The following is a 15026-nucleotide window of genomic DNA, read 5'->3' as shown; positions in this document are numbered from 1 at the left end:
CATTGTTAGCCACCTTTGACCACATTGAGCATATCCCACATTGGCAGATAAATACCCAAGGCCAAAATTAATACAATGCCTGCTACAAAGCCAATTAAAATCGGCTCTAATTTGGCGGTTAAATTCTTTAAATCGTAATCCACTTCACCTTCATAAAAATCAGCAGCATCATTAAGTAATTTATCGATTTGACCGGTTTCTTCGCCTACTGCCACCATCTGCAGCACTAATGGTGTAAATAAACCACTGTGGTTTGACACCCTTAGCATTGATTCACCAGATTCAATTCCGCGGCGCATGGCAACAATACGGTCATGCATATAACTATTATCTACGGCATCTGCCACTAAACTGAGCGCTTGAGTCATAGGCACACCCGCTCCCAACATCATCGAGAAACTGCGGCAGTAGCGCGATAAGGTTGAGCGTTCAATGATTGAGCCCACCGCAGGAATATGTAATTTCCATTTGTCCCATTGTCGCTCACCTTTTTCGGTGTGATGCCAATATCGAATGCTGACAATAATGGCCACTAAAACCACTGTCATTACATGCCAATAATTAACAAATAAATTAGAGGTGTTAATTAAAATTTTAGTTGCCCACGGCAGTTCGGCGCCAAAACGGGAAAACATAGCTGCAAACTTTGGAATAACCATGATGTTCAACACCACCATAGCGATAGTAATAGCGATCAATACGAAGATGGGATAGCGCATCGCTGATTTTATTCGGCGGCGAGTCTCTTGCTCTCGTTCGATATAGCCAGATAACTGAATAAAAGCATCTTCCAATTTACCGGTGTTTTCACCCACATGAACCATAGAGATAAAAAGCGAATCAAAAATATCTTGATGCTGATTCATGGCGGCAGATAAAGGGCGACCTGAGGTTAATTGCTCTGAAATATCATTAAGGGCATCTTTCATTCGTTGGGAATGCGTAGTTTCAGCCAAACCTGCAATAGCACGCAAAATTGGAATGCCAGAGCGAGTTAACGAATACATTTGCCGAGTAAAAATTTGTAGCTCTTCTAATGACACTTTTTGAGTAAAAATACCGCCAAGATTAAAAGGCTTAGTCGGTTTTACTTCACGCAGCTCAAGGGGAATAATGCCACGAGACATTAACGCATCTGCGGCGCTATTCTCGTTAGCTGACTCAATTAAGGCAGTAACGGCAGCGCCTTGGGAGTTTCGTCCTCGATACTGGAATGTCGGCATAATTAGACCCCTGAAGCAATATTATGCAGAGCGGGGGGCTCCATTCGCAGCTCACTGACATCTTCAACCAGTTTGGCTACCTCTTCTATGGTTGTCATGCCATTAAATAGATATTCAAATGCTGAGTCTGCCAGCGGCACAAAACTTGGGCTTTGCTTGGCGGCATGGGCAAAGTCTTGCGGGTTACCGGTGCGCATCGCATCCACCATGGCATCATCAAGCTCAAGAATTTCAAAAATACCTATACGACCACGGTAGCCGGAGCCATTACAGCTTTGACAACCTGTACCTACTTTAAAGTTGGCTTGGCTAGGATCTTTTTTGCTTACGGCGTTAATCCAAGCTAATTCGCCTGCTGTAGCTTGGTAATCAGTCGCACAGTTCGCACATACGCGGCGCACTAACCGCTGGGCAATAATCACCCTTAGCGCACTGGCAACTAGGTAACTGGCTGCGCCCATATCGAGTAAACGTAGCGCACTGGTAATGGCATCATTGGTATGCAAGGTCGATAACACAAAGTGACCGGTTAATGCGCCTCGAAGGCCAATTTCGACGGTTTCTTGATCACGCATCTCACCCACCATGATGATATCGGGATCTTGACGTAAGGTGGTACGTAGTACATTGGAAAAATCTAAGCCTATCTTATGATTTACCTGTACTTGGTTAATCCGCGGCAATTGGTATTCCACCGGATCTTCAACGGTAATGATCTTAGTATCAGCTTTGTTCAACTCACTTAAAATGCCATACAAGGTGGTGGTTTTACCGCTACCAGTTGGCCCTGTCACTAACAGCATGCCGTGAGGTCGCTTAATCTGTTTACGAATGCGCTGCAAAATATGGTCCGGCATACCGGTTTCATTCAACGTCAGTAAGCCTGCTGATTGATCCAATAAACGCATTACCACCGACTCACCATGATAAATCGGCATGGTAGACATACGTATATCAATTTTGTGGCCTTTTACCTCTATATTAAAACGGCCATCTTGTGGCATACGCTTTTCAGAGATATCAAGTCCAGCCATTAGCTTTAAACGCAGTACTAATGCTGAGGCAATATTGACTTCATCTAAGGTGTTTTCATGTAACTGACCATCGATACGCTGACGAATACGCAGTACTTTTTCACCGGGTTCAATATGAATATCCGAGGCACGCATTTGCACAGCATCTTCAAAAATCGACTGTAATAATTTAACCACTGTGGTTTCATTATCACTGTCACTGTTGGTGATACTGGCCAAGTCGAACATGTCATCTGCGGCATATTCTTCTTCTAATTCACCCGCGATTTTTGCAATTTCATCGGTGCGTCGATAGAGGTTATCGAAGGCATCCAGTAACTGTCGCTCTGGCGTCACCGCAATGGTCAATTTTTTCGGTGCTACAAACACTTCAAGGTGATCGATTGCTTGTAAATCAGCAGGATCGCTCATCGCCAAGGTCACGCTGTCAGCGGTGGCTTCAACGACTAAGGCGCGATACCGGCGCGCCTGTACTTCAGGGATCAAACTGACCACTTCAGCAGGAATAGAAAGACGACTGATATCTAAATAAGGCAGATTAAGCTGCTGGGATAAAAACTTCAGTAATTGATCTTCAGTAATACAGTTAAGATCAATTAAGGTACGACCGAGTTTTTTACCGGAATTACGCTGCTCCGCTAAAGCCTGCATTAACTGATCGTTTGAAATAATGTGTTCTTGAACTAGTAGATCGCCCAAACGCATTTTCAATTTAGGTTTCATTGGCTACCTCCTAGTTGAATTAAACGCTGCTCTATATAAGTCATAGCACCCGTTGATAAACCTCGATATGACATCGCTTTTCGATAAGCATCTGCCGCCTGAGGGTATTGTTGTTGTGAATCTAACGCATAAGCTAAGCCCATCCACCAGCGCGCTTGCGAGGGTTCAATGGAAAGTAATGAGCGATAAGCCGCTTCTGCCAGTGCAAATTGACCTTCTTGTTGTGCAATATCACTTTGTAACATCCACTTGTCTCTGGCCCATTCGCTGTTATCGTCTATCTCACTCAAGGTATTGAGCGCTTTATTGGGACTAAACGCGGCGATTTGCACTTTTGCCTTTAAGATGGCTAATTCAACCTCTTCAGGAAAAAGGCTCACCCCTTGGGCTAAAATTTGCTCGGCTCTGCCTAAGTTATTGACTGAGTAATACAGCGCGGCGAGTTGCTTTCTTGCTTGATGCATAGAAGGCTGCAGTACTAAAGCTTCATAATAATTCTTAATTGCTTGATCAATTTTTTGTTGCTGCTCGGCCACTTCTGCTACATCAAATTTTTTCGTCGCTAATTGTTCATTAGTTAAGGTCACTTCTTTAACCGCCATGTGACCTTTTTGATTTACATTGGCCACGGTTGCACTGCTGCTTGAACGGCGATGTTGGGCAAAATGCACTTTTACATCCGCTGTTTTATCAGCCACTTTGACGGCTTCAGGCTCAACCAGCGTTTGGTGTTGTGTTACTGCCTTAGCTTCTGCGCTGAGGCTTGCTGGCTCACTAACGACTATGTCTTGTTGCTCAGCTAACGCTACATTTACTAGCTCTACATTTGCTAGCTTTGATTGCTGGTTAGCATCAGTTTCATTTAGCTTACTTTTATTTAGATCACTTTCTTTTAGCTCAGCGCCTGCAAGCTGATCCGAGGCTTTAATCTCAGCCTCAGTAATATTATTCTCAGTCTCTTGCTGCGCTATGGTTACCTTCGCACTGGCATTGCTAGTATCAGCCTTAGACTGAAGATTATGCTCAGCCAAAGGCTGCAGGTTTTGTAATTGCTTACCTTGTTGATAAAGCATGAAGCCTAATATCAACATGGTAATTATCATCACCAGCGCGATGAATAAGCCTCGGTTCGCCCCCATTGCTGAGCCAGATGTTGATTCTGGTTGCAACTGGCTGTGGAATTGCACTTTGGGAGTAACAAAAGCCTCAGTCGTATTGGCAGCGCCATTTTCATCTACTGCGGTTTGCTGGCGCTTATCTAAATCTTTTAAAACTTTATTTATTACGCTCATATTGACTCACTTAAAACAGCTAACCAGTCAACATCGACAATATATAAACATGTCAGTGATGCGCTAATAATTAATATAAAAAATACCCAAGCATTTATGGTATTGCTGGGTGATAGATGTGTGGCATCTTCAGTATCGGCAATGGCTGCGCGGCAATGTGATGTGCTTATTTGCGCTCGCCCTTCTGCATAACACAGCAACATGGCTTTATTAGCAATTACATTAACTAACCGTGGTATGCCTCTTGCCGCTTGGGCGATTAATTTAATGTCTTTATCACTAAACAAACCTTTGCCTTGGTAGCCTGCAACACTTAAGCGATAATTAAGGTACGCTTTAATTTCATCCCATACTAATGGCCTAAGGCTATAACTAAAGGTGATCCGCTGTTTTAGCTGCCGTATTGCTGGGTCTTGTAAGCGCTTATCTAGTTCTGGCTGACCAAACAACACCACTTGAATTAACTTGGCGCTTTCAGTTTCTAAATTGGTAAATAGCCGCAGCGTTTCTAAACTGTTATTAGGTAAGGCTTGAGCTTCATCGAGCACCAGAATCACTTTAAAGCCTTGGCTGTTGAGCTCAAGTAAACGGCTTTGAATTAAGCTGGTAAGTTGCTGCTGATTGAGGTTTTCAGTTAATAAAACCCCGAGCTCCGCCGCTAACGCCCAACGAAGCTCGTCAGGGGTTAAATAAGGGTTCGGTACATATGCGCAGTGATAATTAGTCGGTAAATCGTTCATCAGCTTACGACAAATCAGCGTTTTACCTGTCCCTACCTCACCAGTTACTTTAATAAAGCCTTCACCATTAGCGATGGCAGTTTGCAGCACTTGTAACGCCTCCACATGGGGCGTCAAACCAAAGAAAAACTGTGTATTTGGCGTAAGCGTAAACGGTAACTGACTCAGGCCAAAGTGCTGCTGATACATAATGTTTGCTCGTGCTTACATCGCTATTCTTGCTCTGGGTACCAACGATCTAACAGGTCTTTTGAACGTTTTAGCTCATTGGTCCAGGTGTCTGCGCCAACAACCGTAGGCTTAAGCATAATGATAAGCTCGGTTTTTTTGGTTGATTTACTGCGGTTGGTAAATGCTTCCCCTAAGAAAGGAATATCACCCAGTAGCGGCACTCTAGAGACAATTTCAATATTCTCGCTCTTCATTAGGCCACCGATCACCACCACATCACCTGATGACGCTTTTATCACAGTGTCAGATTCACGGATTTCACTTTGCGCTAATGGCAGCTCTAATGATGAGCCACTCACTTTAATTTCTTTGATTTGCTCAGACACATCAATCACTGATGGATGAACATGCAACAAGACATTGCCTTCACCATCAATTTGCGGGGTCACATCTAAGGCTATCCCCGAAAAGAATGGCGTGAGTTCAACTTGCGGCGTGGTCACTGGCGTTGTTCCTGCAACCGTGGTTGATGATACGTCAGTAACAAAGTACTCATCATTACCCACTTTGATCACTGCTTTTTGGTTGTTAGATGCGGTCACCCGAGGGCTTGAAAGTACATCTACATCCCCTTGGGTATCCAGCAGGCTTATCATGGTGCTAAAGTCGGTACCGGTTAAGCTGACAGAGGTCACCCCACCTATCACATTAGTAATTTGATCGCTTAAGCCATTACCCGGTGAAGTGCCAAAACTAATGTCTGTGCTACCTGCATGGCCTAATACGTTATCCCATTGAATACCTTGCTGATAACCATCAGATAAGGTCACTTCTAAAATCTTGGCTTCCAGAATAACCTGACGCTGTAAGTGGGTTTCTGCAATATTTAAAAAGGTGCTGACTTGGCGTAGCTCGTTTGGAAAAGCCCTCACAGTTACTAAGCCAGCTTGAGGGGTAATCACCACTTGGCGTCCACCACCGGTATCGCCAATAATTGATACTAAGGTTTTTTCTAGCTCACCCCAAAAATTTGACTTGGTGGTCGAGCGAATAAAGGTGCCGTTGGTATTATCGTTACCATCGTTATTGCTATTATTACTGCTGTTATTTGAGCTATTGCTATTACTGTTATTTGAACTATTGCTGTTTGAATTAGAGTTTGAGTTGTCATTACTATCTGAGATACGGCCAGAACTGACAGAGGTTAGTGATAAGCCTTCACGTTCCATATAAATATAATTTAACGGATAGGTTTCAGTGCGCATGCCCGCTGGGAAGATCCGTAAAATACGGCCATCTTGGCTAACTTCATAACCATAAATGTCTTCAATCACTTTAATCACTTCAGAAAGCGTCACGCCATTGAGCGATACAGAAATAGAGCCCGTCACATCAGGATGCACCGCCACACTTAAAGGGGTGCCTTGGACTAAACTTGGGAAAAACACTTTTGCATCAACATCGTTAGCAGACACATCAAAGCGGCGCTCAGTCGGTAAAGATGCACTGGTTCTGCCAAGGGAACTTGAACCATTTAATTCACGCTGCACATCTTCAGGCATTTGCGCTGGCGGCGGGACAATATTTTGCGCCGCTTGTGCTTGCTCAAGAGATTGACTCAGCTCACTTTTAGACGTGGTTGGATCGGGTCTGTCTGTCGTTTGACAGCCCAACAAGCACAGGGATAGCAGAGGGGTTATATACTTAATTACATTCATTATTATTGATTTCCTATCGCTCTGTTATCGATTGAAATAGCGTTAATTTTCTGCCATCAGCTAAATTAACGTATTGCTTTCCAATATATTCAATTCGTACCCCTTCGACGCGATCACCAACAAAAAATATTTTGTTGTTAATCACCGCATGGGGTTTATTACTATGCATTATGCTATTAAGTACTAATGAGCCCGGACGATTAACTTGAGTCGATGACACTGCGTAGCCTTTGCCTGGTAGTGTCGGATCTCTCAATGCTTTTGCAAAACTTAAGCTACTGAATAGCAGAAAGCTTAGGCTGATAGCACAGGTGATTATGAGTATCTGCTTATTGTGCAACACTAATAAACTCCTTATTAATACTTAAGGTATAAAGCTCTATTTCTACTGTGGCATTGGGGTGTTGCTCAACATGGTAATCGAGACGCTTCCAATATAATTTGTCTGGCATCGCTTCAATGGACTGAATAAATTTTAAAATAGCAAAATAGCGCCCTTCTAAGGTCAAGCGAATACCATGGCTATATAAGTTCATTTTGTCTTCTTCGCCCACCTCAATAAGTGGCTGCGGGGCGATAGAGGAAAATGACACTAACTTCACATCGTTAATATTACCCAGCAAAGTGGTTAATACTGTCGGCATATAATTGGCTGGCACCATGGAGATCATCTGGCTTTCTAAATTGGCATCCATCTGCTGATTTTGCTGCTCAATCATGGTCAATCTATTGCGATAATCGCTATTAGGATCCATGGCTAATCGCTGCTGATAAAGCGCAATTTGTTGCTCTGAAATATCATTTTCAGATTCAATTTGCGTGACTTGATGTGACAGCTTTAATCTTTCTTTCCAGATAGTTTCAACCGGAAAATAAAGCAGCATTGCGACAACAATTATGCTGGCAAGGGCAATCAATACTCTTTCGCGCTGACTAAGCTCATTAAACTGAGTGGCGAGTTTTTGCCATGTTTGCTTCATTGCTTCGCCCCCTGTTCAGCAGTGCTCGCCAACTTAAACGCCAAAGGCTGGTTTTCGCCTCTATCCATTGTCATGGTGGCAAAGGCATAACCTTTAAGGGTTTCAGTGGTTTTTAATCGCTCAACCCATAGCGGAATGCTCTGGGGGTGAGAGCCAAAACCTTCAAATTCAAAATATTGCTGATTAATCACGATACGGTTTAGCCACACAGAACTATCAGATACAGAGGCAAGATCGGTGAGCAGGCCTGCGTAGCCATGACTTATCATGTTATCTCGTTGTTTTATTTCATCTGATAATAATTGCTTTAACTCTAGACGTTGCTGCTCAAGCTCGACTTTAGCAACTAAATCCGCATCCGGTTGACGGGTGGATAATTGCAGCTCTAACGCCGCTTTTTGGTTGTCTAATTGCAACTTTTGCTTTGATAATGCGCCGTGCTGACTGGCAAGAGTCGACTCCAACCAAAAACCAACACCCCAGGCGATAAGGCTGAGCACAACTACGGCGGCAACCGCCAGCATCATGCGCTCAAAAGATAGCCTTAACTTGGCGGGCAATAAGTCTACGCTAAACAGGTTAACCGTGGTTTTGATCACTTAACACCTCCAGCGAGTTGCGCATATGCCATGGCGGCAAAATGACCATTTACTGAGTCGTGTGAGATCACACTGACCGTTTGATTAAAGTTTTGTGCAACCAAAGGCACCAAGGCTTGGGATTCACCACTGATAAGTAAATTAATCGAATGAACTGGCGCTTGGCGTAATTGGCTCTCGAAGTAATCCATTGAGCGTTGGATTTCTAAACTCAAATTATCGGCTAATCCATATTGTAAGTCTTGGGCACTGGCGCTATCTATTTGACTGAAACCGCGCACTCGGCGCTGCATTAATAGCTCGCCTTGCTTAACCACGGTTAATAGCAACTCTTGCCCTGATACATGACTAACAATCATGTGGGCTGACTCATCGTCAAATAAGTGGGTCATAGCAAGTTCTTCAATGCTGATGCCGCTAATGACAAAACCATGATGCTCACAAGCTTGTGCCAATTGTGACAGCTGCGCTTTATTGGCTACCACCACATTAATTTTTCCGGATGTATTTAACGAAGACTCAAAGTAATCTAATTGAATGTTGCCAACAGGCTCTGAAACTAAATCTTTAACCGACCACAATAGCGCCTGAGTTAACTCTTGTGCTTGTACATTGGGTTTGTCGGCAGTGACTAACTGATAAAAGGCTTCACTCAAAACAATTTGAAGCTTAGCTGCACCAAATTCTTGCTGTAGCATTTCAAAGGCTTTTGAGTAATTATCGCCATTAAAAGCGATTTGATGAATAACACTGTTTTTAGCCGAGTTTGCAAAGGATTTTGTTTTTGAATCAGTTTGTTGTTCAGCATTGCTGACAATATTAGTCTGAAAAACTGAAATCGTATCCGCGCCAAGGTATAAGCCTAACTCTGTAGTAGGCTGAGGCTTGCGCCAAAAAGCTAATGTGTTCAAAAAACCATTTTTCATTCAAAACCCTGTGCTTCAATGACTCGCAAATGTAATGACATAGAAAAGCAACTCTACGCAGCCAAAATCAAACCAATTATACAACATCAAAATAGCGCACTTACCGAGATGTCATAACGACTATAGCCAACTAAGACTAAAAAAGTGTCAAAAAAATAACGCGTGTCATTTTAACCTTTAGTCCCTTAATTTTATAGGGGAATATTTGGCAAATTTTCCATTATACATAAGATAGGTTGTTAAACGAAGATACACAAGTTTCACACTTGTTCATCAAACATGCTATCACTGTTAAATGTGCTAAAATCTGCTGAGTAAATGGCCAAAATCTATCATTGCTCCCAGAACGGCTACCGATAACGACCCACTATGAGTCGTTACTGATACAGTAAGATACAATTATTGTACCAATTTATAGCAAAACGCTTTTAAGCTAGCCCAAACAAGGTCAATACTAATGGTTAAAAAAGTCACCTTGGGCGGCACTAACACCGAGAATTTTTAAAGTTTGCCACTCTTCAAAACTGCTGACACCTTCAGCAAATACCTGCACTTCAGCGCGATATAAGCCACCAATTAAGCTACGAATAAACAATTGGTTTTCTGACTTTAAATGGATTTGGTGAATAATAGAGCGATGCAATTTTACTAAGTCAAAATGACACTCTTGAATATAGTGAGTGCCCACAACTTGCAAGCCCACATGGTCAACACACAACCTGGCTCCTATTTTGCGAAGCATTTCGAGCGTGGCTACCAAGTCTTGTTGATGTTTGACCACAATATTTTCAGCCACTTCAAAAGTAAGCCTTGATGCTAAAGGGCGATGCTCAAGTAATGTGGTTTGTAGCCAGCGCGTAAAAGCGCGACTGGTTAGCGAATCGAGGCTTAAATTAACACTAAAATGCTGTTGGTTATTAGCCATTAGCTCGAACAATACAGTTTCAATTAATTGCCGCTCAATTTGCGGCATCAAGCCACATTTGTTGGCCATAGGTATAAATAACGTCGCCCTAACCTCATTACCTTGATTATCAATAGCCCGGCTAAAGACTTCCTGATGACAAGTTGCGCCATCGCTATCAATCACTTTTTTAGTAACAGTCACAAAGCGGCGGTTAACTAAGGTGCTTTCTAAGAAACTGCGCCAACGCACCGATCCTTTGGCGATCTCTTTATCCACAGCGCCTTTGTCATACATAAACCAGTTATTATTTCGTTGCAATTGCGCTGCTTTCAAGGCCATTTCAACTTCTTCAACGATCTGCTGCTGCTGATCGCCAGCCTTATAAAAGGCCGCCCCCAAATGAATATAGTTATCTTGAGAGTCAGACTGATTTTGTAATTGGCTAATGCCAATTTTAAGCAGTTTGCCGGCTAAACTGTCCGCTTCAGCAAGGGAAAGTTGCGGCGCTACCACGACAAATTGATTAAAACTGTAGCGAGCAAAAATGGACTCTTCAAATCTCACCAGCAACCTTTGTACAGCTTGCACTAAGTCATTAAGCTGCTCATTCACTTCTTCAACACCATGTTGTTGCTGCAATAAATCTAAGTCGTCAAAGTTCATCAGCACCACTACTCCATGAGCAATCATGGTTTCTTGGTGCGTTAACGCCTCCAAACGGTTTTCAAAAAATATGCGGTTACCAATGCGGGTGCTGGGATCCAAAAAGGTATTCGAGCGAATAAACTGATCAAAACGGCCACGCTCTTTTTGGGCATCTTGCAGTTGCACAAGTAACTTTGTCATGGCACGGTTAATCAGTCGTGGTCTGGCCTTAGCCGCATATTGCAATGCTTGTTGATGCTCTCCATCCAAAATCAAATGACTACGCTGAGCAATATGTTCAATGCCGTCTAACTCTTCAGTAAACCAGCGCAATCCAAAACGGACAAACAGTCCAATGGCGCTTAAAGCAATAAACAAGCTGATATATTCATACCACCCCAATTGTTGTACTAGATAAGGCTGAGGCAAATTTAGCTCCATCGCTAAATTAGACGACTTATCAAGCGTATGCTTATATAGAGTGGGATATTGATCTGCCGTAGGGGAGTAATACTCAAATAAAATATCATCACCACGGGTCAACTTAAATGAATTGGCGTTAAAAGCCATCAGCATAGGCGGTAGCCATGCATGTAAATCCCACTGATACTTGGGTTGGCTCTTGGATTGGTTTGCGGATTGGCTCTTAGATTGATAGTGTTCAACTAACATCAACCCTAACTTATCGACTTTTTGCTGCTGAAATTTATAGGTCAGTTGCGTGAAACTGACCATAGCACCCACCAAAAAAATAAAGCCCACAGCCGTGAGCGATAACAGCCAAAAACTGATCAGCTTTTTGGTTAGCATTTTCGTTAATTTCATTTATCAGCATCCTGCTTAAACACAGCACTCAAGGGGAATTAGTTATTGTTATTTTATTGCGAGTACATTTTTATTATTAGAGAAATAGTTTAGAAAAATAATATTAAAATCACATGTTCAGTTTATGCTAAACGCGTTTACTTTATACTAATAGTCTCGCCTTATATTGAACGCGTCATACTATCACTTGTTTAATAAAAAAATGCTGTCGCAGTTTTAAAAAAGTGAGCTTAGGCTTAATAATCTTATTTAGCTATATTATCTGCTGCAATCTTGCAAAAATAATAGTGACATTTACTCAGCATCATTTAATTATAGCAGTCAAACTCGTTTATTATTAACGCCATTTTCAGCCAATAAAAAAGGGGCTAATGCCCCTTCTAACTAAGGTGAATATCTAACCATTAATAGATTAATAGTCAGTGGGTACCTTATCTAATACCGCGACACCTGAATCAATGGCCGCCTGAGATACCGCACTGGCGATATTTTTCAATAAACGAGGATCCATTGGCTTAGGCAGCACGTACTCTGGGCCAAAGCTTAATGAATTAACATGTGGGTAGGCTGCTAATACTTCTGCGGGAACCGGTTCTTTAGCAATTGCCGCTAACGCTTTAACTGCAGCAATTTTCATTTCATCATTAATGACACTGGCTCGAACGTCTAATGCGCCCCTGAAAATGAAAGGAAAACACAATACGTTATTCACTTGGTTTGGGTAATCACTACGGCCGGTACCCATAATCAAATCTTGACGGATTGAGTGAGCCAACTCAGGTTTAATTTCAGGATCTGGGTTTGAACAAGCAAAAATAACCGGTTTTGGTGCCATTAGCGCAATGTCATCAGCAGTTAATAAATCAGCGCCAGAAAGCCCCAAGAATACGTCGGCATCCTTAATCACATCTTGTAAGGTACGCTTGTCTGTGTTGTTAGCAAACAAGGCTTTGTATTCGTTAATGTCTTCACGGCGAGTATGGATCACGCCTTGTCTGTCGAGCATGTAAACATTTTCACGCTGAGCGCCACACTTAACAATCATGGTCATACAAGCAATGGCCGCAGCACCTGCACCTAAACAAACAAATACTGCGTCTTCAATTTTTTTGCCTTGAATTTCAAGTGCGTTCAACATGCCTGCTGCAGTTACGATAGCCGTACCATGTTGATCATCATGAAACACAGGCACATTACAACGGGCAATAAGCTCTCTTTCAATTTCAAAACACTCAGGCGCTTTGATATCTTCTAAATTAATGCCGCCAAAGGTATCTGCAATCGACTCAACCGTATTAATAAAATCTGCCGTAGTTCTGTGCTTCACTTCAATATCAACTGAATCAATATTGGCGAAACGCTTAAACAGTAATGCCTTACCTTCCATTACAGGTTTTGATGCTAATGGGCCTAAGTTACCTAAGCCTAAAATTGCCGTACCGTTAGAAATCACCGCAACGGTATTACCTTTATTAGTATAACGATATGCGTCATCAGGGTTTGCCGCAATTTCTCTTACCGGCTCTGCCACACCAGGACTGTATGCCAGCGACAGATCATGACTGGTTTGCGCTGGTTTAGTGAGGGTTACAGCAGTTTTACCTGCAACTGGGAATTCATGGTAATCGAGAGCTTGTTGGCGAAAATCTGGCATTGTATTTTCCTGAGTGAGGCAAGTGATACGGCGAAGTAAAAGTAATTCTGCGAAAACGAGGCCAGTTAAAAATAACTTGAGATCAAACTAATCCGTCAGCGATCGCTTTCTGCTGGGATTATAAATCAAAAAATAACAAAAGTTACCTTTAATAATTAGAATTTGGTCAAGTTATATTTTTTAATCAAAAAATTAACCATCACATTAAGAATCAAGGACTTAAAAATGTAGACAAATAACAAGATTTGCTAATAAAAACCGTAAAATGCTACTTAAACTTGTCAAAAGTTTGTCTAAATAACAATATTATTAACTCAGTTGAGTTTATATAATTTATAACCAAAAACTTTATTCAGCTGAAAATAAATTTGTGTAAAAAGTGACAGCTACAAAAAAAGACGCCGAAGCGTCTTTTTCTTAAAATAATTGCAAGAGCAATTATTTTTTACCAAGTGCACCAAAGCGCTTGTTGAATTTGTCGATACGACCACCAGTGTCTACAACTTTCTGAGTACCAGTGTAGAATGGGTGACATGCGCCACATACGTCCAAGTGCAAGTTTTTACCAGCAGTTGAATTTACTTTAATGATGTTACCACAAGTACAAGTTGCAGTAATTTCAGCGTAGTCTGGGTGGATACCTGTTTTCATTTGGATTACCTTTTAATAGAGGCCACGTCGCTCTCCCAACCCGAAGTTGAGCACCACATGCGTTAATAACAATAGTGTTTTAGGCGCGCAATAGTACAGTATGTGTCCAGACCAAACAAGTGCTATTTATTGGCTACGGTGTTTAGCTTCTATCGACTCAAATTCAAGTTTCGCATCGGCCTTTGTTATATATTGATTCAACTGAACTTTTGTCGGGCATCGCAATGGCACATCTTGTTTGATTAAGTGAATTTTCTGCTGAGAAAACGCCTGAGGATTGGCCTCATAAAGCGCTAACATCGCCCCATAAACATGGGTATTCCACGATGTAGCATAACGTGACGCAATCCCCCATAAGGTCTCAGTGTTATTACGCTCAACCATACAAGCTTGACTGTTATTGCTGTTATTACTCGCCGTTACAATAATAGGATCCTTTTCGGCTGGTGTTGCAGCTAACGGGACTTTTTTGAGTGCTTTAGCGGCATCGATTTTAATATCACTGCGACCATTTGGCTTTATGTAAGGGGCATCAAATACCGACAATACCGCATACTGCTGCCAGCTATTGCCCTTATATTCACTGACAATCAGCTTAGCATTAGGGTCACTGACATCATCAACACCTATGGCATAGAGCATAAAGCGACTCACAGGTTGCAGCATTAACTCCTCAACAACCTCATTTGCTCCAACGGTTTGACGTAAGTGAAAACTCAGCCGTGAAAGATCATCGTTAGCGGCCACAATATTAAGCTTTAATTGCGGATGCTGATCTAGCTTAAAATGGCGGCTATTGATACTGATATGACTCAGCGCTGCTTGGGCACTAAACGAAAATAAAAACACAGACAGTGCTAGGGTATGTTTGCTAAATAATCCTTTTAACATCAATTTTCTCTTATCCTATTTATTTACGGTCTAGCTGGAGTAAACTA

The 15026-nt window shown here is 42.1% G+C and carries 13 protein-coding genes; all 13 read right to left on the bottom strand.

Annotated elements, in window-relative coordinates; all coding sequences use genetic code 11:
* Positions 1-5 precede the first annotated feature (5 nt).
* The 13 genes from Q4591_RS08850 to Q4591_RS08790 all read right to left on the bottom strand — a co-directional run bounded on the left by Q4591_RS08850 (position 6) and on the right by Q4591_RS08790 (position 14979).
* On the bottom strand, positions 6-1223 hold the full coding sequence (locus Q4591_RS08850) for a type II secretion system F family protein (protein WP_303411886.1): 1218 nt from the start codon (positions 1221-1223) through the stop codon (positions 6-8).
* Positions 1224-1225: 2 nt separating this feature from the next.
* The gene (locus Q4591_RS08845; RefSeq protein WP_102440007.1) at positions 1226-2980 is read right to left on the bottom strand and encodes a GspE/PulE family protein; all 1755 of its coding nucleotides are present in this window, start codon (positions 2978-2980) and stop codon (positions 1226-1228) included.
* Positions 2977-4272, bottom strand: a complete 1296-nt coding sequence (locus Q4591_RS08840; RefSeq protein ID WP_303460597.1) for a lipopolysaccharide assembly protein LapB — start codon at positions 4270-4272, stop codon at positions 2977-2979. Before Q4591_RS08840 ends, Q4591_RS08845 begins: the two co-directional genes overlap by 4 nt.
* The gene (locus Q4591_RS08835; protein ID WP_102440009.1) at positions 4269-5201 is read right to left on the bottom strand and encodes an ExeA family protein; all 933 of its coding nucleotides are present in this window, start codon (positions 5199-5201) and stop codon (positions 4269-4271) included. The genes Q4591_RS08840 and Q4591_RS08835 overlap by 4 nt, the downstream gene beginning before the upstream one ends.
* A gap of 23 nt (positions 5202-5224) precedes the next feature.
* Positions 5225-6901, bottom strand: a complete 1677-nt coding sequence (mshL, locus tag Q4591_RS08830) for a pilus (MSHA type) biogenesis protein MshL (protein ID WP_102440010.1) — start codon at positions 6899-6901, stop codon at positions 5225-5227.
* A 13-nt stretch (positions 6902-6914) separates the two neighbouring features.
* The gene (locus Q4591_RS08825; protein WP_102440049.1) at positions 6915-7226 is read right to left on the bottom strand and encodes an MSHA biogenesis protein MshK; all 312 of its coding nucleotides are present in this window, start codon (positions 7224-7226) and stop codon (positions 6915-6917) included.
* 4 nt (positions 7227-7230) lie between these two features.
* Positions 7231-7881 (bottom strand): MSHA biogenesis protein MshJ, encoded by a 651-nt coding sequence (locus Q4591_RS08820; protein ID WP_303411895.1) that lies wholly within the window; start codon positions 7879-7881, stop codon positions 7231-7233.
* Entirely contained in the window at positions 7878-8480 is a 603-nt protein-coding gene (locus Q4591_RS08815; RefSeq protein ID WP_102475449.1) for a fimbrial assembly protein, read from the bottom strand. Before Q4591_RS08815 ends, Q4591_RS08820 begins: the two co-directional genes overlap by 4 nt.
* Positions 8477-9406, bottom strand: a complete 930-nt coding sequence (locus tag Q4591_RS08810; protein WP_102440013.1) for an MSHA biogenesis protein MshI — start codon at positions 9404-9406, stop codon at positions 8477-8479. Before Q4591_RS08810 ends, Q4591_RS08815 begins: the two co-directional genes overlap by 4 nt.
* A 454-nt stretch (positions 9407-9860) precedes the next feature.
* On the bottom strand, positions 9861-11783 hold the full coding sequence (gene csrD / locus Q4591_RS08805; RefSeq protein WP_102440014.1) for an RNase E specificity factor CsrD: 1923 nt from the start codon (positions 11781-11783) through the stop codon (positions 9861-9863).
* 412 nt (positions 11784-12195) lie between these two features.
* A complete protein-coding gene (locus tag Q4591_RS08800) occupies positions 12196-13437 on the bottom strand; it encodes a malic enzyme-like NAD(P)-binding protein (protein ID WP_102440015.1) in 1242 nt (413 codons plus the stop codon).
* Positions 13438-13875: 438 nt separating this feature from the next.
* A complete protein-coding gene (rpmE, locus tag Q4591_RS08795) occupies positions 13876-14088 on the bottom strand; it encodes a 50S ribosomal protein L31 (protein WP_076538513.1) in 213 nt (70 codons plus the stop codon).
* Positions 14089-14214: 126 nt separating this feature from the next.
* Positions 14215-14979, bottom strand: coding sequence for a FimV/HubP family polar landmark protein (locus Q4591_RS08790; RefSeq protein WP_102440016.1), 765 nt, complete (start codon positions 14977-14979; stop codon positions 14215-14217).
* Positions 14980-15026: the final 47 nt, after the last annotated feature.

The sequence above is a fragment of the Shewanella sp. 3_MG-2023 genome, from assembly GCF_030548765.1.
Taxonomy (GTDB): domain Bacteria; phylum Pseudomonadota; class Gammaproteobacteria; order Enterobacterales; family Shewanellaceae; genus Shewanella.
The sequence above is the reverse complement of the archived record's forward strand: the minus strand, read 5'-3'. Positions and strand labels throughout refer to the sequence as shown.

Excerpts from the sequence above, each read along its gene's own strand:
- Q4591_RS08850 (WP_303411886.1), bottom strand. The coding sequence starts at position 1,223 with ATGCCGACATTCCAGTATCGAGGACGAAACTCCCAAGGCGCTGCCGTT.
- Q4591_RS08845 (WP_102440007.1), bottom strand. The coding sequence starts at position 2,980 with ATGAAACCTAAATTGAAAATGCGTTTGGGCGATCTACTAGTTCAAGAA.
- Q4591_RS08840 (WP_303460597.1), bottom strand. The coding sequence starts at position 4,272 with ATGAGCGTAATAAATAAAGTTTTAAAAGATTTAGATAAGCGCCAGCAA.
- Q4591_RS08835 (WP_102440009.1), bottom strand. The coding sequence starts at position 5,201 with ATGTATCAGCAGCACTTTGGCCTGAGTCAGTTACCGTTTACGCTTACG.
- mshL (WP_102440010.1), bottom strand. The coding sequence starts at position 6,901 with ATGAATGTAATTAAGTATATAACCCCTCTGCTATCCCTGTGCTTGTTG.
- Q4591_RS08820 (WP_303411895.1), bottom strand. The coding sequence starts at position 7,881 with ATGAAGCAAACATGGCAAAAACTCGCCACTCAGTTTAATGAGCTTAGT.
- Q4591_RS08810 (WP_102440013.1), bottom strand. The coding sequence starts at position 9,406 with ATGAAAAATGGTTTTTTGAACACATTAGCTTTTTGGCGCAAGCCTCAG.
- csrD (WP_102440014.1), bottom strand. The coding sequence starts at position 11,783 with ATGAAATTAACGAAAATGCTAACCAAAAAGCTGATCAGTTTTTGGCTG.
- Q4591_RS08800 (WP_102440015.1), bottom strand. The coding sequence starts at position 13,437 with ATGCCAGATTTTCGCCAACAAGCTCTCGATTACCATGAATTCCCAGTT.
- rpmE (WP_076538513.1), bottom strand. The coding sequence starts at position 14,088 with ATGAAAACAGGTATCCACCCAGACTACGCTGAAATTACTGCAACTTGT.
- Q4591_RS08790 (WP_102440016.1), bottom strand. The coding sequence starts at position 14,979 with ATGTTAAAAGGATTATTTAGCAAACATACCCTAGCACTGTCTGTGTTT.